This window comes from Streptomyces sp. NPDC056160 (assembly GCF_042268205.1).
Taxonomy (GTDB): domain Bacteria; phylum Actinomycetota; class Actinomycetes; order Streptomycetales; family Streptomycetaceae; genus Streptomyces.
Genome location: NZ_JBHJUW010000112.1, coordinates 12,500 through 29,007, shown reverse-complemented (window position 1 = coordinate 29,007; position 16,508 = coordinate 12,500). Strand labels below are relative to the sequence as shown.

Annotated in this window: 11 protein-coding genes; 5 read left to right on the top strand and 6 right to left on the bottom strand. The window is 65.2% G+C overall.

Annotated elements, in window-relative coordinates:
• Positions 1-98 precede the first annotated feature (98 nt).
• On the bottom strand, positions 99-902 hold the full coding sequence (locus tag ACFC02_RS31420) for an exodeoxyribonuclease III (RefSeq protein WP_376364703.1): 804 nt from the start codon (positions 900-902) through the stop codon (positions 99-101).
• Between the two features lie 90 nt (positions 903-992).
• Between ACFC02_RS31420 and ACFC02_RS31415 the strand changes: the two genes are divergently transcribed.
• Positions 993-1,472 (top strand): GNAT family N-acetyltransferase, encoded by a 480-nt coding sequence (locus tag ACFC02_RS31415; RefSeq protein ID WP_376364698.1) that lies wholly within the window; start codon positions 993-995, stop codon positions 1,470-1,472.
• 223 nt (positions 1,473-1,695) lie between these two features.
• Here the strand turns inward: ACFC02_RS31415 and ACFC02_RS31410 are convergent, their stop codons facing one another.
• The 3 genes from ACFC02_RS31410 to ACFC02_RS31400 all read right to left on the bottom strand — a co-directional run bounded on the left by ACFC02_RS31410 (position 1,696) and on the right by ACFC02_RS31400 (position 4,674).
• Complete coding sequence (locus tag ACFC02_RS31410) at positions 1,696-2,208, bottom strand: very short patch repair endonuclease (RefSeq protein WP_376364695.1); 513 nt, start codon at positions 2,206-2,208, stop codon at positions 1,696-1,698.
• Between the two features lie 783 nt (positions 2,209-2,991).
• Complete coding sequence (locus ACFC02_RS31405; protein ID WP_376364692.1) at positions 2,992-3,972, bottom strand: hypothetical protein; 981 nt, start codon at positions 3,970-3,972, stop codon at positions 2,992-2,994.
• A gap of 510 nt (positions 3,973-4,482) precedes the next feature.
• A complete protein-coding gene (locus ACFC02_RS31400; RefSeq protein ID WP_376364689.1) occupies positions 4,483-4,674 on the bottom strand; it encodes a hypothetical protein in 192 nt (63 codons plus the stop codon).
• 581 nt (positions 4,675-5,255) lie between these two features.
• Here ACFC02_RS31400 and ACFC02_RS31395 point away from each other — a divergent pair.
• Positions 5,256-7,391: a tetratricopeptide repeat protein gene (locus ACFC02_RS31395; protein ID WP_376364686.1), complete on the top strand. Its 2,136-nt coding sequence runs from the start codon at positions 5,256-5,258 to the stop codon at positions 7,389-7,391.
• 370 nt (positions 7,392-7,761) lie between these two features.
• Here ACFC02_RS31395 and ACFC02_RS31390 read toward each other — a convergent pair whose 3' ends face one another.
• Together ACFC02_RS31390 and ACFC02_RS31385 are read right to left on the bottom strand one after the other, a co-directional pair.
• On the bottom strand, positions 7,762-8,232 hold the full coding sequence (locus tag ACFC02_RS31390) for an HNH endonuclease family protein (RefSeq protein WP_376364706.1): 471 nt from the start codon (positions 8,230-8,232) through the stop codon (positions 7,762-7,764).
• Between the two features lie 31 nt (positions 8,233-8,263).
• On the bottom strand, positions 8,264-10,075 hold the full coding sequence (locus ACFC02_RS31385; RefSeq protein WP_376364683.1) for a DUF262 domain-containing protein: 1,812 nt from the start codon (positions 10,073-10,075) through the stop codon (positions 8,264-8,266).
• A gap of 470 nt (positions 10,076-10,545) precedes the next feature.
• Here ACFC02_RS31385 and ACFC02_RS31380 point away from each other — a divergent pair, with 470 nt between their 5' ends.
• The 3 genes from ACFC02_RS31380 to ACFC02_RS31370 are packed head-to-tail and all read left to right on the top strand — an operon-like array spanning position 10,546 to position 16,508.
• Complete coding sequence (locus ACFC02_RS31380) at positions 10,546-11,718, top strand: cysteine desulfurase family protein (RefSeq protein WP_376364680.1); 1,173 nt, start codon at positions 10,546-10,548, stop codon at positions 11,716-11,718.
• Positions 11,719-11,769: 51 nt separating this feature from the next.
• The gene (locus tag ACFC02_RS31375; protein ID WP_376364677.1) at positions 11,770-12,876 is read left to right on the top strand and encodes a DUF4007 family protein; all 1,107 of its coding nucleotides are present in this window, start codon (positions 11,770-11,772) and stop codon (positions 12,874-12,876) included.
• Positions 12,873-16,508 carry an ATP-binding protein gene (locus tag ACFC02_RS31370; RefSeq protein WP_376364674.1) on the top strand — a complete coding sequence of 1,212 codons (3,636 nt, stop codon included), beginning with the start codon at positions 12,873-12,875 and terminating at the stop codon, positions 16,506-16,508. The genes ACFC02_RS31375 and ACFC02_RS31370 overlap by 4 nt, the downstream gene beginning before the upstream one ends.

The following is a 16,508-nucleotide window of genomic DNA, read 5'->3' as shown; positions in this document are numbered from 1 at the left end:
AGGATGTCTTGGAGGACAAACCTCTTCTACAGCAGCTCCGCTGCCTCGTTCACCGGCCTTGACGAACAGCCTCCGCCCTTAACTGAACGGCGTTGGGTCTAGAGGTCGTACACGACGGTCACGGGCGCGTGGTCCGACCACCGCTCGGCATGGGTGGCCGCCCGTTCCACGAAGCCCTTGACGGCACGGCCCGCGAGAGTGGGCGTGGCCACGTGGTAGTCGATCCTCCAGCCCGAATCGTTGTCGAAGGCGCGCCCCCGGTAGGACCACCAGCTGTAGGGACCCTCGATGTCCGGGTGCAGCGCGCGCACCACGTCCACGTACCCGCCGGCCTCCGGGGCGAGGACCTGGCCGAGCCACTCCCGCTCCTCGGGCAGGAAGCCGGAGTTCTTCGTGTTGCCGCGCCAGTTCTTCAGGTCGGCCTGCTGGTGGGCGATGTTCCAGTCACCGCAGACCAGGACCTCGCGGCCGTCGGCGGCGGACCGCTCGCGCAGCTCCTTCAGATGAGCGAGGAACTCGCCCATGAAGCGGAGCTTCTCCTCCTGCCGCTCGGTGCCGACCTCCCCGGAGGGCAGGTAGAGGGAAGCGACCGTCATGCCGGGCAGGTCGGCCTCGACGTACCGGCCGCTGCCGTCGAACTCCGCCGACCCGAAGCCGACGCGGACGGCGTCGGGCTCGCGGCGGGTGTAGAGGGAGACCCCGGCGCGGCCCTTGGCGGCGGCGGGAGCGTGCGTCACGTGCCAGCCCTCGGGCGTGCGCACGTGCTCGGGCAGCTGCTGCGGCTCGGCCCGCACCTCCTGGAGGCAGAGCACGTCGGCGGAGGTCCCGGCGAGCCACTGGACGAAGCCCTTCCTGGCGGCGGCTCGCAGTCCGTTGACGTTGGCGGAGGTCACAGTCAGCACACGCGCACTTTACCGTCACACTGGACGGGGTCCCGTAAGAGACCCCGTCCAGACTCTCCCGCCCTACTGCATTGATATACGGTACATAACATGCTTATTCGTCCGGTTGCCTTCGACCACCCCGACGCCGTCAAGCTGAACGACGAGGTCCAGGCCGAGTACCACGTGCGCTACGGCGACGGCGGCGACGCCACACACCTGGACCCGGCCGACTTCCGGCCGCCGAACGGCGTGTACCTCATCGCCTACGACGAGGACGGCACCCCCGTCGCCACGGGCGGCTGGCGCAGCCAGGACAAGAACGCCGAGGGCAACGAGGACGGCGACGCCGAGCTGAAGCGGATGTTCGTCGTGGAGTCGATGCGCGGCCGGGGCCTGGCCCGCCGCATCCTCGCCGCCCTGGAGGACGACGCCCGCGAGGCCGGCCGCGTCCGCATGGTCCTGGAGACCGGTGACCAGCAGCCGGAGGCGATCGCCCTGTACACCTCGAGCGGCTACGAGCCGTGCGCCAAGTTCGGCTACTACCGGGAGTACGAGTCGAGCCTGTGCTACGCCAAGGCCCTCGGGTGACGGCACGTTGAGCGACGGGAAGGGACCGGCCGGGTTCCTTCCCCGCCGTCCGGCATTGGGCATCCGCATCCGGCCGACGTGCGCCGAAACGACGAGATCCCGATCCGACGGTGACCGTCTGATCGGGATCTCGTGCTGCGTGGGCCGTTCGCGGGTGGGTCTGACCTGCGCCGACGGAGGCATCGCGCCGGACTTTCCCACTGCCTGAAAGATCATTCCCCAGCTACTTGCACAGGGCATCCACAGGCGCCCACCTGCTTGCCTGCACGGCCCCGCCCAGGATCCGCATCGCCCGCGGGTGTCCCCGAGAAGCAAGCACCTGCACCACCTTGTCCACGGCCGCGTCGACAGCCTCGTGCTCCCAGAGCCGCAAGGGCACCCACCCCAATCGGACGAGATGGGCATCGGTGTCCGCGTCCCGCCGGACGTTGCCCTCCAGCTTCTCGCGCCACCACTCCCCGTTGTGCACGGGCAGGTGCCGGTGTTGCGGGCAGGCGTGCCAGAAGCAGCCCTGCACGAACACCGCGGTCCGCCACTTCACGAAGGTGACGTCCGCGCGCCGCCTGCGCAGGCCGGGAATCGGCATGTCCACGCGGTACCTGAAGCCCAGCCCATGCAGCGCCCGTCTCAGCGCCAGCTCAGGCATGGTGTCCCGACTGCGCTGCGCCAGCATCAGCCGCCGGACGTTGGCATCTCTGGGCGCCGGGACGCCCTTGCGGTGGGTTCTACGACTCACTCAGGCACCAACAGCCGCTCAGCGGTAGAGGTCACCTCGCCACCACTCCATGTGGGCGGTGTCTCGTCCGGCCAGCACAGAAGGCGTCCCTCCTGTCGCCCCGGGCATGCCGCTCAGGAGATCGCCATGGTTTCGACCGGGTTCTATGTCCGAGGCCCCCTGTTGGTCCGTCGGTCCCAGTGCGCACTCCATCGGACCACGTCTCATACTGCAACACATGCCCAATCCCAGCGTCGTGGCCCTCGAAACCGTCCGCGCCGTCGAAGAAGCGCCCCTGGCCGGCGCCTGGACTGATGACGTTGTCGATGACGCGCACTGGTCGCGTTACGCGGCCCGACCCGTAAGCCTTGGGCGGAACTATGGACTCCGCAGGCCTTCGGGGTCCGAGGCTCGAGGCGCGCAATGCGGCTCCGCAACTGCGGCATCCGTGCCGCAAGGCCCCGTACCCGGCTTTCCGTCTTAGCCGAGCACGCTGCACTGCGCAGGGTCCATCGACCCGACTGCGGGAAGGCGTGTGAAGAGTCCCCGCCACTCCTCTCAGTCCCGCACGCTGCGCAAGACAGGGTCGCTGGCCTCGACGGCGATGTAGGTTTCCGGCGTCGCCCCCTCCAAAACCCTCTGCGACGCCAGTCGATCGCAGGCTCCCTGCCGCCAAGCAGTGTGCTCCAAGACAACTCGTCCGCTTCACCGAAGCCTGTCCGAACAGCTTCACGTCGGCCCATCAACCGCTGTCGCTCGAAGTAACTCCCGCGTTCGGCCTGGGCAACCGCCTCCAATGCCTCATCATCCCAGAGAGGTTCTCGCGACATGATGGGCTGCGGACCTCGGCGCTCCCTTTCCTCGCGGGCTGCCTTGACTTGCAGGGTGTCCAAACGTCGGCATGAGGCGAACAGACGGCGCGACATGCCCACATGCGTTCCGGCCGCTGCCTGCCGGATCCACCGGAAGCGGAGCCGCCCGGCCGGAGCGCATCGGTGCCCCCGGGACGTGCAGGGTGTCCACGGTCATGAAGAGATGATCTTCTTCCCACTTCCACGGGGCTGGCAGAGAAGTACCGCAGAGCACCTGCAAGTGGGACTGCCCATGCATCAGAGCGCTCCCACCTTGGAGCTGCTTCATCCCCTCATTCAGGTCCGAAAGGCCGATGAGCCGTCGTGCCTTGGCTTCGATGAGCCAGTGCAGCGGTCCATGGGGATGGATGCCCCACAGGTCAGGCAGTTGGGCGGAGGCATGCAGGAAGCCAGGATGACCGTTGGGACCACCCGCCTCGACGTGCTGGGTGGGGCCCAGCCCCATCATGCCCGCGCATATCCATTGGGCCATGGTCATGCCCAGGTGGTAGCCGAAGGCAGACTGCGCACTGCGCTCGGTGCCGTACCGATAGACGGCATTGACGAACAGGCGACGCCCCGCCGCGCCGGGAGTCGGAGCCTTGACCTCCTTCAAACACAGGTTGGCATGCAACGGGGAAATGCGGGACACCAAATCGTTGATCGCCAGGTTCGGTGTGAGGGCGATCCAAGGGTCGATGTCTCGACCGACTCCAGTGGCCGCTTTGATGACCTGCCGCCAAGTGGTCGTGGCGAGGTACCAGCCGTCCGCCGGAACAACAGTCACGCCGGGCCAGGGCTGTTCGGCGCCTTCCCACTGCTTGCGGCTGGGGCGACGCTCTGGCCCTGCACGAAGGAGGACTGGAACGTCCAAGCGGTCGGATAAGTGGAACGTGTGGTCCTGGGCATCTTCCGGCGGCTGCGTGTTCACCATGCGAAGAGTGGCACGACCCAATCGGCAGATGGGGCAGTTCGTCGGATCCGCCACCGGTCATCGGTAACTAGACCGGTGCCTTGCATTCGAAACGGACCGCTCCACCCTTCCGGCGTAGCACCCGCCGAAGCTGAGCGCCTATCGCGTGGCCCTTCGTGGCCCTGGGGCTGTGGCAAGAAAGGAAGCACCGCAGGCCCGGCTGGGACACAACATGCACGTGGCCCCGCGCCAATGCCTGCGGTTGGCCACGCCCACCCAGCTAGAAGAGGTGGACATCGTATCGGCGCCCCGTCAAACGGTTGCCGTCCAGGTCTCCCACACTGCCGGCAGCGGCAGGTCAACGCGGTAGCACAAGCCGCGATAGTGCGGCGCCTACCGCAACGCCATCTCGGGAGCCGCGCTCCGGCTGACTTGCGCCACCATCACGCACCATACGCTCCGTCGCTTGGCCGCGTCTTTCGAACTTGCCGGGGTTACGGCGTTCGGGTCGCCGGAGGGCCCGCAGCGCCGTCACGATGAGAGCCACGACCACAGCGCCTCGATCGCGGAGCGGGCGACAGCCGCCCAGATGCACTTGCAGGCACCCTTGATCAGGGTGCGGGCGAGCCGAGCCCAGCGGGTGCACGAGGTACTCCGGAGGGCCTTGCCGGCGGACCCGCCGGCGGCCGCCGGACGGTGCTTCGGAGTGGACTTCTTCGTCATGGGTGCCTCCTGTCGAATGCCGGCCGTGGTTCGTCCGGCGACAGCCCCAGGTCTCCGCCTTCCAGAGGGTTTCCAGCGATCTCCGACAGCGCCGGGAGGGTACAAGTACGCTGATGGGGGCGGGGGATGCGGGTCTTCCGGCGCACGAGGGAACTGGAAGATGGGCGGGGTAAACGTTGGGTGGGTCAGTCGATCGATTCGGCACCGAGCTGCGCAGCCTCTACGAGGCGGCGGGTGAACCAACCCTGAGCCGGCTCGTCCGGCTTGGCCTGGACCAGGTCCCCCCGCTCCGCATTTCAGACTCCACGCTCAGTGCCTGGCTGAACGCGGGGCACGTGCCGGGCCACGGCGCGAAGGAGAGATACTTCCTCCTGCTCGTCGCATACTTGAACCGGTTGGCGGCGAAGAACGGGCTTCCCACGCGACCCGAGGGGGCCTGGGCAGCCCTTCTCAAGGCGGCTCGCCAGGAGCGAGGAGCCCGCCGTGGTGGCCGGCCGCGCACGGCAGCCGGATCAACCGGGAGCGATTGGCACGAAGTGCCGAAGACCCCGTCCGTTATGGACCGGATGCCGCCCCGCCCGGTGACCTTCGTCGGCCGTGATGACTCGCTGGACGACCTACTCGCCCGGCTCGCGCCTCAGGAGACGGCGTCCTCCTCTGTGGTCACCCTCCTGTCCGGCATGGGAGGCGCGGGGAAGACTACGCTGGCTGTCGAGGCGGCCCATCGCACCAGAGATCTCGGCTGGTTCACCGGCGGAACGTTCTTCGTCGACATGCGCGGCTACAGCGGGAACGACGCCGACCTCGGGCCCGTGGACGCAGCCGCGGTCCTGCTCAGGTACCTCGGCACCGCGGAGGGGGACATCCCGTCCGACGGCGACGACGTCCTGGCACTGTGGCGGGCCCGGGCGGACCACCTGACCAATCACGGACGACCGCTGCTAGTCGTCCTGGACAACGTCTCATCCGCGGGTCAGGTCCTGCCGCTCGTTCCGGCCAGTCCGCACCACCGGATCGTCATCACATCCCGGCACGTCCTCGCGTCCATGCCGGGTCGCCACATCGATCTGAGCGAACTGTCCCGGTCAAGCTCGGCACAGATCCTCGACCAGACTCTACGCATCGCCCGCCCAGAGGACTTCCGGGTCACCGATGCCCCCGAGCACGCCGAACATATCGGCGAGCTCTGCGGTGGACTGCCGCTCGCCCTTCATATCGTCGCCGCCCATCTAAGGCTGGAGCCCCATCGTCCGCTGGCCAGCGTCGTCGAGGAGCTGGCGGACACCCGCAGCCGACTCGACGGCCTTGCCTACGAAGACGTCGATGCCCTAGGTAACCCCATGGCTGTACGAGCCGCCTTCGACCTCTCCTACCGACGCCTAGCACCATCGGACGCTCGTGCCTTCCGGCTGCTCGCGCTGGCACCGGGACCCGACTTCTCACTGGAAACGGCACGTGTCCTACTCAGCGCCACTCCCCTTGAGACCCGGCAGCTCGTACGTCGGCTCGCGGGGGCCCACCTCTTGGACGACCAAGTTTCCGAACGGTGGATGATGCACGACCTCATCCGCCTCTACGCGCAGGAGAAGGCGGAGGAGCCCCAGCATGGTGAGGAGGTAACGGAAGGGCTAGAGCGGATCCTGCTCCATCTGGAGCGGAGCTCGAGGGAGGCCGACCGGCGGATCCGGTGGAAGCCTGATGCCCCGGAGAGCGAACGCTTCGCATCAAGCGGCGAGGCGTGGGACTGGTTCGACGCCGAACATCGCACCCTCATGGCGGCCGTCGGCACCGCGTACCGCGCTGGACTCGACCTCCTGTGCGCTTCCCTGGCCATGAATATGGTCGGTTTTTTCGAGCAACGGGCTCACATGGACTGGCGCGATATTTTCAACACGGCGGAAAAGGCCGCGGGCAGGATCGCGAACCCGCGACTCGACGTGGAAGTGTTGGGCAACATCGGGGTCTTGTACGGGGTTGCCCATCAGCCGGAACGAGCGCTGTCCTTCCTTTCGCGGGCCATCGAACTAATCGAAGAAGTGGGCGGTCATCCCAGCGAGGCATCCCTGCTCAACTGCGCTGCCGGAGCGCTGATGGAGCTGGGGAACTTACAGGAAGCCCTTTCGACTATGCAGGTGGCCATGGCCGTATACCGCTCGGAGGGCGACAAACAGGGCGAAGGGATGATGCACCACAACATCGCCTCCCTCTTCCTCAGGAACGGCACCCCGGAGCGTGCCCTGGAGCACCTTGAGCAGGATCTCGCCATCTGCGTCGAGCTCGGCGACCGGGCCGGCGAGGGCGGTACGTTGAACACCCTTGGAACGGCATACTTCGAACTGCGCCAGTATGAGGAAGCCGCAGCGGCCTTCCGTAAGAGCCTGGCCGTCGCCCGAGAGTTCCGAGACGTCGTGCTGGAGGGGCACTGCCTGAAGAACCTGGCGAACGCGTACGCGGAACTGGCGAGGTTCGACGAGGCCTTTACACTGTACGAGGAGGCCCTGGAGGTTCAACGGACCCACGGGGACCGGTTCCGGGAGGGCGAGACCCTGATGAACCTCGGGCTCACCCATCATCAGTTGCACCGACACGCGCAGGCAGCGGACTGCTTCCGCGAGGCAATCGACGCCTTTGAAGAGGCGGGTGTCCAGGACGCCGCCCACACGGCTCGCGCGTGGCTTCACGATGTCCTGACAGACACACCCGGCCACGCCCAGTGAAGTAAGCGGACGCGTGAGTCTTCACCCGTTCGGGAACACCAGGCGGTAGTGCCGGAGCCGCTCGTCCTGGCCTTGAAGGACTCCGATCCGCACTCGGCTCGGATCCCGGCCACCAGCGCCCTGGTCCGCTTATGGCCCGGTCGATGGCGTGGTGGGACATACCCGCATGAGCTGGCCCTTGCCGGTCAGGCTGAGCATGAGCATCCAGGCATGTTTGAGTAACTGGTGTTACCCACACTGCGGGGATGAACTCCGGTATCTACGATCACGTACAAGATTGCCTTGCAGTAACAGCACTACCACAGTCTCCCGAATCAGGCCCGCACTGAGTGCCAGAACCCCGACGATTCCGGCACTCAGCACGTGCTGGCTAAAGGTCAAGCCACGGAGCTAGAGAGTCCCAGGCAAGGCTGCACAGTCGTTCGGAGCGATCGCGGATGAATGCCTCTGTCCATTCCTCGTCTCGTTGTGCGAGGGAGGAGACAAGCGGAAGATGACGAGCCCGCCGGATAATTGCCTCTGCCCCATCGCCCAGATAAATCCCTTCCTGGGAGGCCAGCGCGAGCGTCTTCTCTGCCTCTTCCACAGTTTTCGCCGAGAGCGCCCTGAACATGAGTCGCTTCAACTCCCATGAGCGGTCGCTCGCCGAGGAATTCTCGACCTTGGGTAGTAGCGTCAGATTTCCTAGCATGTGCACGGTTGACGAGTCCTCGTAGATCTTGGGGTCCCAACCGTTAACGCCGGCGTTCTGAGGTGCGATGTGTTCTATGGTGGAGAAGCCAGCGTCGTTCCAGCGGTCGAGGTTGAGCGTGCTGAGCAGGCCGTCCCTACCCTTGATCACCAAGCCACGCCGCTCTTCATCCGGAGCAGAGTCATTGGAGGCGGCAAGGAGCAGCAGCTTGGTCAGGTGCCGAGAGCTTGAGTAAACGGGCGTGGCCATTGCTTTTGCCACCCACTGGCTTCTCTCTGCAATTCCTTCGCTTTGGAGTTGCTGGCGCAGGAACCTCAGCATGTCTTCTGCAGGCGGCACAGTGGTCAATTCCTGACCGAAGCGCGCGAACCTGGCACCGCTGGTCTGGGGATCGTACGCCATGAGTTTGCGGTAGATGTTGTCTATGCCGTGGGTCCCCCCCGAACGCGCCCCTCCATAGCGCAAAGAAGGCGCCAACGGCACGTACGGCGGTGAGGTACTCATGCGCCCGCTTGTCGATTTCCTCCCCGGTGCTGAGCTGGTGAGCAGCAAAGTAACGGGTGAGCGGGGCGATCACGATCTCATGTTTGGCCTCACGCAGAACCTGCAGGCAGAGCTCTGCCTGCAGGCGGAGCTCGTCGTCACCGTGCTCCGGCAAGCTGCCAGGGGTTACCCAGGGCTCGGACACGAACCGTGTCACTTCGGCCAACGAGTGGAGGAAGGTTCGACGTCCGGCCTGGTCGGCTTCCTTATCGAAGGCAGTACGCAGGTATCGGCGCTGCTCGCTCAACCGTTTGCTGAGGCGCGTGCCGTCGTGCATGAGAGCAAACGGGATGAGGATGTTGCTGGTCGCGGTCTGACGTTGGTCAGCTGATGAAGACCGGTCGAGATACTTCTCGACGGTGTCGAAGTAGTTGTATGACTCCGATCCGTTCCAACTACTCAGCCCCTCGTTCTGGATGGCCTTCGGCTTGAACGTCTCGATGGCGGTGAGGGGTTGCCCCGTCGTGTTCAAGGCTTCGAACATGTCGAACCCATAGTCTTCCCGTTTCGCCGTGACCACAGCAACGGTAACGCGGTTGAGTAGATAGTTGGCGAACAAGATCAAACGGAGCAGGGATCCGATTCGCTCGTCATCGTTCGCGGCCTCGACTACTGATGCTGGGAAGGGGCTGTTGAACAGGGCTTCCTGCAGTTTCGAGGACTCACCGATTGCGCCGGCGGAAAGGATCTCGGTCTCGTCTTCCCGCGCGTTCCTTGATGTCGAAACGGCGTTGCGGAGAGTGCGACGGAGCAAGGTGCGGATGGCCTCAAGACCTCTGTGCGCCTGAGCATTCGCATCAGCAGCTTCCCCTTCCGTGAAGGGGACGTGCTTGTAATCCTTGGTTGATTCTCCATCTCGCGCATAACGACCGTACTGATGGAGATAATATCCGATGGGCGAGTCGTACTTCGCACGATCTGCATGCCGAGACCACACATCATGATAGGAGCGAACCATGCGGGGGTAATAGCGAAAATCGCCCTCGCCATACCGCATGTCCTCTTCAAACGTGTCCGTCAATCGGCTGGTGACGTCGATCGCTTGGTTGTAGCACCAGTCCCGCGCTTCCCCGCCGTTCTTCGGCAATCGCCTGGCACGAACGCTGATCTCTTCATGGAGGACCGTGGTCAGCAGAAGTAGCGTCGTAAGGCGCTGTTGCCCGTCGATGATGGTCATCACCTTGGGGGGCACCATTGGTCGATCGATAGGCTCGACCGTCGTGTACTGGAGGTCACGAAGGGCGATGACGGTCCCAAGAAAACAGATCGAGTCTTCGAATTCAGTTGTTTGTTCAAGACCGTGAGAAACATCAGCAATGAGACGTTTGACCTTCGCTGGTTCCCAGCTGTATGCCCGCTGATACGGGGGGATATAGAGCCCTTGCCCAGTTTCGCTGAGAAACTCTGCCACTGCCCGCGGCGCAGCATCGAAGATCTCGCGCGTTTCCATCCATGATCTCCCGTGATCTAGAGCGGCCGTGCTGTATTCCCCCGGGTCCCTGCGTCACCATGCCGGCCGGCTGTGGAAGGGGGACGGATGCGCTCGGGTACGTGAGACCTACGGTTCATCGACAACAAGCCCCCTCCCGTGCAGCACCGCGTGCCGTGACCACAGAGAGTGCGTAGGCCACGACGCTTGATCAAGCGTAGAGCGGAGCGTTGGCAGGCGAGGACCGATCGGCAGGTTTCATGCTTCGCTCAGCGCGTATCTGTGCACAGCGCTTCCGCAGCAGGGCAGTTCAAGGCTCGATGGGGGATGGCTCGTAAACGCAGGACAAGTGCTTCCTGCGGCGCGCCGGTCCCACTCGCCTCGGACGTTCGTTAGGATCTCAGGGCACTCCTGGTGGATCGCGAGCTACCGATCGAGAACAAGCACCAGGAGCGACAAAGAGAGCAGAACACGTCTAGTGGGGGCATACCATGGAAGCGGCGATGCGTGAGGTGCCCGTATACCTCGACTACAACGCGACTGCCCCCATGCGACCAGAGGCACTCAAGGCCACATGTGGCGCACTTCACACCGTCGGTAATGCCTCCAGCATCCATCACCATGGCCGTGACGCCGCAAGCAAGGTAGATCGAGCCCGTCGACAGCTCGCTGACCTGCTGAGCTGCTCGCCTGGCGAACTCATCTTCACGTCCGGCGCGACGGAAGCCAACAACCTTGCCCTGCAAGCCGCTTACGCGCAGCATGGGTTGATCGTTACCTCTGCCGTCGAGCATCCGGCAGTGTTGGAGACCTCCCGAGCACTCGCCAACGGTGCTTCGGAAACTCTCATCACTATGCCTGTCGGCAGAGACGGGCAGATCGACACAGACGAGTTCAGGGCCATCATTCGGCAGCATGGGGCTGCTCTCGTCTCCATCATGTTGGCCAACAACGAGACTGGAGTGATCAACGACCTCCCGCTCGTCGTCGAGGCAGCCCATGCTGCTCGTGCCCTGGTGCACACCGATGCGACGCAGTTCGTCGGCCGGCTCCCCCTCGACCTGAGCAGTCTCAATGTCGATCTTCTATCCCTTTCGGCCCACAAGTTCGGTGGGCCGCAGGGCGTGGGCGCTCTCTTCATCCGTCGTGGTATTCCACTGCCTCAGCGCCCGCTGGTCTTCGGCGGGAACCATGAGCGTGGCTGGCGTGCAGGCACCCTCAACGTGCCCGGCATCGTCGGCCTGGGTGCCGCTGCCGAAGCTGCGCACCGACTACTCGACGACGAAGTCCCGCGCATCACCAAGCTGCGCGATCTCCTGGAGAACGAGCTCCTGGAGCGGATCCCCGGAAGTCACGTCAACGGTTCGCGCGCCCCGAGGCTGCCCGGCGTCTCGAGCATCACTATCCCCGGCGCCCCTGCCGATGCTCTCCTCGCCTCGATGCCCGACGTAGCCGCATCTGACGGCAGCGCCTGTTCCGCGGGGGCACCGAGCCCGAGCCACGTATTGCTCGCCATGGGACTGAGCCGAGACGCAGCTGACTCCACCGTCCGCTTTTCGCTGGGCCACGCGACAACAGAGCAAGAGATCCTTCACGCCATTGCCGCCACGGTACGAGCTGCCTCCCAAGTACGGGCGGTCATGGATGCCACCGTCGGCTCTTGACCGCACTTCAAGACTTCGCACGCAAACTTTGACCTGAAGGGCTCGACTGCAATGCCAGAAGGCCGCCTCTCCGACGTTGTCGGACTCAAATTCAACAGGCACGAGAGCTTCCCGCCGCGTTTCGGTTGGCTGCACAAGGCATACCTGCACGTCAAGAAGGACGAAATGCTCTTCCACGCCCCGGACGCCCTCGTCCGCCTGGGCGTAGGCAAGAACATGGTCTACTCCATGCGCTACTGGTCGCAGGCGTTCAAACTGACACACGAGTACCGCAGTGGAGAAGCACAGGCACGGTCCTACGCCGCTGCTCCGACGTGGCGAGCTCGGTGGTTGCTGGACGAGGACGGGGCAGATCCCTACCTCGAGGACACCGGAAGCCTGTGGCTGCTGCACTGGTGGCTGGTCTCCGGTAGCAAGGACTCCCTATGCCTTGCGCCGAGCTGGTACGTCATGTTCCACCTCGCGCCGCTCGCCCGCGTCACGCACGAGGAGATGACCGCCCTCATCACCCGGGAGGTGCACAGCAGCTTCGAGCGTGAGGGCTGGCCGGCTGCCGAGTCGATCGCCCGTGACGTCGACTGCATCATCAAGATGTACGCGCCGGACTCCGAGGCCAACCCGCTCTCACCCGGCAGTTTTGAGGACTCCCTCCTCTGCCCCTTCAAAGAGCTCGGCCTGCTTGAGTACCAAGGAGGCCGTGGCAAGGAACGCACGTACCGCTTCACCAGCGGTATCCGTCCGAGCCTCCCGCCACGCGTCCTCCTGTACGCCTGCCTCGACTATGCGGCCCGCTTCACCCGCAAGCCGGACTCCATCTCCCTTGCCCGCCTCGCCGGCGAACCAGGGGGCCCCGGTCGCGCCTTCCACATGCGCGAACCGGAGCTCTTGAGGTCGATCGAAGCCTTCGTCGAGAACCATCCCAAGCTGGAGATCGTCGAGTCCCTGGGCCAGAGCAGCCTCCGCTTCGCGGATAATCCGGAAAAGCTCGCCTGGGACATCCTCGACGAACAGTACGGCCGTGTGCGCGAACGCGCTGGGTTCCCCACTCCGGAGGAGTGGGGACGTCAAAATCCCGGCCTGATGAAGACCGCGGACGATGCCAACGCCGTGCGGGGACACATCCCCCAGCAAACTGACATGCTCGAGGAGCTCGCGTGACCACGGCCACCACGACCTCGCCCCGCACCGCGCCGAAGGGCTCGGGGGCGCACGTCCCTAATGGCATCAGCTTCGTCGGTACGGAGTTCCGCTCCACCAACCTGGAACGCGACGTCCGGGACCCGGACCTGCATGCCCCGTACGTGGGGACCCGAGCCCTGGACGTGCTCGACCGGGTGGCCACCGCGCTCCGGGACCCCAAGAGGACACGAGCCTGGTCCTTCACCGGTCCGTACGGCTCTGGCAAGTCAACCCTTTCGAACCTGATCGACGCCCTCCTGGGCCATGACCCCAAACGCAGCGCCGCTGCGCGAAAGGCTGTGGCCGCTACCAACAACGCGTTGGCGCAGGAGATCGTCGAGAACCGTGAAGCGCTCACGACTGAGGGTTTCCTCGGGGCCGTCACCACGGCACGCCGGGAGCCGCTTGCCACCACGATCTACCGGGCACTTCAGACTGCAGTGGAGCGCAAGTGGAAGAAGCGCGTTCCGAAGGACGTCGCCGCCGTCATGGCTACCTGCGCCGCTGAGACGGATGACCCCACCGACAATCTGATCGATGCGATCACTCTGCTGTGCAGCAAGGCACCGCTCCTGCTGATCATCGATGAGTTCGGCAAGTCACTCGAGTACATCGTCTCCACCAGTGACAACAGCAGCGCCAAGAGCGACGCCTTCCTCCTCCAGGTGCTCGCAGAGAGGGGCACCGGCCCCAGCGGGTTGCCGCTGTTCATGTTCACCCTGCAGCACCTGGCCTTCACTGACTACGCTTCGCGGGCCAGCTCGGTCCAGACACAGGAGTGGGCCAAGATCCAAGGGCGCTTTGAGGACGTCACCTTCGCCCCCAATTTGGGGGACGCCGTCTACCTCCTCCAGAGGAAGTTGTCCCACGCCGAGGTATCGGACCGGGGCCGCAAGCTGATTCAGGCCCAGGCGGAGGCAGCGCACACCATCTGGCGGGATCGCTCTCTGCACTCAGTGGTCGACATCTCGGTCGAGTCGTTCGCCAACCTCTACCCGTTGCATCCGCTCACCGCAGTGGCCGGCCCCCTCATGGCCTCGCAAATCGGTCAGAACGACCGCAGCCTAAGTGGCTTCCTGGTCAACGACGAGCCGTACACGGTGCGCCGCAGTCTCGCCACCTTCTCCGAGGAGTCTCCGGAGCGGGCCACGACGATCAGGATCCCGCAGCTCTACGACTTTTTCTTCTCCGCGGGCCGCGCCACGATCCTTGCCTCCTCCAAGGCCAGTCGATGGCTAGAGATCAACGCCCGCCTCGAGGAGGCACACGGTCTTCCTGACGCAGACCAAGAGCTGCTCAAGGCGATCGGCGTCCTGAATCTCATCGACGCCGACGGCTTGCTCCGCGCCACTCCTGCGATGATCCAGTTCGCGTTGAACGATCCGCTTGACGTCGCCGACACCGAGCGGTTCGGAGAGCTGAAGGAGCGGCTGGACAAGCTCGTGAAGGACGGGCTTGTCGTTCACCGTGAGTACAGCAACGAGTACCGGATCTGGCAGGGCACCGATGTCGACATCGACGCCCGGGTGCGCGAAATCGCCACACAACTGCGCCCGGACGACGTGGTGCGCTACTTCAACAAGCACCTCGGAACGAACGTCCTGCCGAACGCGGTAGCGGCCGGCGCACACAGCCAGCTCACCGGAATGCAGCGGCACTTCGTGACCGCTGTGAGCCACCAGATCGAGAAGCTGCGCGGGCCGAGGATCGTCCAGGACGCAGCCGACGGCATGCTCGTCTTCCACCTGGGCGACCTGGAGAGCAGCCCGCGCGTCGATTCCCCTCTTCCTGTTGTCGTCGGGGTCACCAAGAACCCCGAGGCAGTGCTGGAGGCCGGTACCACGCTCGTGGCGCTCCAGGACCTCATGGGTGAGGAGGACTTGGACCACGTCGCCCGCCGAGAGGTCAGCGAGCGAGCCGGAGAGTTCTCCCAGCGCATCACCGCCATGCTCGCCGAGGCGTTCCGGCCGGGCAGCGACGAATCGAGCTGGTACCTGTGGAAGAGCGGTGAGGAGACCGACAGCCCTCCCGCCATGGAGCTCAAGGCCCGCAGTTACGCAGGGCTAGTCTCCGAGGCGTGCAACGTGGTCTACCACCAGACCCCGCACGTGCGAAACGAGATGGTGGGCCGCCACCAGCTCACCAGCAACGCCGTCCGCACCCGCCGCGAAGTCCTCACCGCGATGATCGAAAAGACTGGGTTGCCGCGGCTCGGCTGGCCCGCGGACAAGTTCCCCGCGGAGCGGGCCCTCTACGACGGTGTGGTCGAACACCTCGGGCTGCACCGGGCGGCGGGAGAAGTCAGCGGCGGTCAGAGTTCCGGCGGAAGCCTCCACACGCACGGGATGTCCCGTCCCAGCGCCGATGTGAACGCGAGTGCCGTTCCGGTGTGGGAAGCGCTCGAGGAGGCACTGAGCGCGGCCACGGAACCGACCAGCATCGTGGACATCTACCAGCGGCTCATGGCCCCTCCTTACGGCGTGAAGGCCGGTGTCGTCCCGATCCTGATGGTCGCAGGGCTGATCCTGCGCGGCAACGACGTAGCGCTCTTCGAGGAGGGCAACTACTGCCCCCGCCTCACCTCCGCCATCATGGAGCGCCTCAACGTCCCCTACCCGGAACGCTTCACCGTAAAGGCCACTCCCGTCGGCCGGGGCCAGCGCCGACTCGTTCTCGACAGCCTGGTGAAATCGCTCGGCGTCGACATCCCCCGCAGCCGCGCCAACCGAAACCCCGCGTTGCTCGCGGTCACGCGCGGGATGTTGGAACGGGTGATGGTGCTGGACCAGTACTCGCGGAAAACCCGGCGGCTCAGCGCCGACACGCTTGCCATCCGTGAGGTGTTGTCCAAGGCGACCGACCCGGACAGGCTGGTCTTCGAAGAGCTGCCCCGAGCACTCGGTCTCGAGGGGATCACTCCGAGCACCCAGAAGGACCCCGAGGCGGCAGAGGCTTACGTCGCGCGCCTCACCGCAGCGCTCAACGAGCTCACCAACGCCAGCGCCAGCCTGCGGAGCTACGTGGTCGAAACGCTGGCGAAAGAGTTCCGGATCCCCGCGTCCAGCACGAGTGAGCTGCGCGCCGGTCTGGCATTGCGCATGCGCGGCTTCGCCGCCGCCTCCCTCGAAGTGAGCCTCCACGGCTTCGTGACGCGGGTGATCAACGAGATGCTCCCGGACGACGACTGGCTCGGCACGGTCGTGGTCCAGCTCGTCAACCAGGCCCTGGGGGACTGGACCGATCGCGACGCTGATGCTTTCCCCCGCGTCGTACGGGACAGGGCCCGTGCGCTGGACCGCGTGAGCCACCTCTACAACGTCGTGGAGGAAGAGGCGACCAGGCAGGACGCCGAGGGACTCCGCGACAGCGAGCAGCCGCGGCAGCGTCAGATCGACACCCACCTGCTGACCCTCACCACTCCCCAGGGGGCCGAGGAGCGGACCCTCATCCACGTCCCGAGGGATTCGCGGAATGCCGTGGGTGAGCTCGTTGTCAGTGTCATCAGGCAAGCTGAGGAAGCACTGGGCCCCGACGGCGCGCGCATCCTGCTCGCCGCCCTGGCAGAGCGCCTGTCCGGCCAGGACGACGCCTCATCCGACAGGAAGGAGTAG

Bases quoted from the DNA above. Each gene is read 5' to 3' on its own strand.
- ACFC02_RS31380 (WP_376364680.1), top strand. From the start codon at position 10,546: ATGGAAGCGGCGATGCGTGAGGTGCCCGTATACCTCGACTACAACGCG.
- ACFC02_RS31415 (WP_376364698.1), top strand. From the start codon at position 993: ATGCTTATTCGTCCGGTTGCCTTCGACCACCCCGACGCCGTCAAGCTG.
- ACFC02_RS31375 (WP_376364677.1), top strand. From the start codon at position 11,770: ATGCCAGAAGGCCGCCTCTCCGACGTTGTCGGACTCAAATTCAACAGG.
- ACFC02_RS31385 (WP_376364683.1), bottom strand. From the start codon at position 10,075: ATGGAAACGCGCGAGATCTTCGATGCTGCGCCGCGGGCAGTGGCAGAG.
- ACFC02_RS31405 (WP_376364692.1), bottom strand. From the start codon at position 3,972: ATGGTGAACACGCAGCCGCCGGAAGATGCCCAGGACCACACGTTCCAC.
- ACFC02_RS31400 (WP_376364689.1), bottom strand. From the start codon at position 4,674: ATGACGAAGAAGTCCACTCCGAAGCACCGTCCGGCGGCCGCCGGCGGG.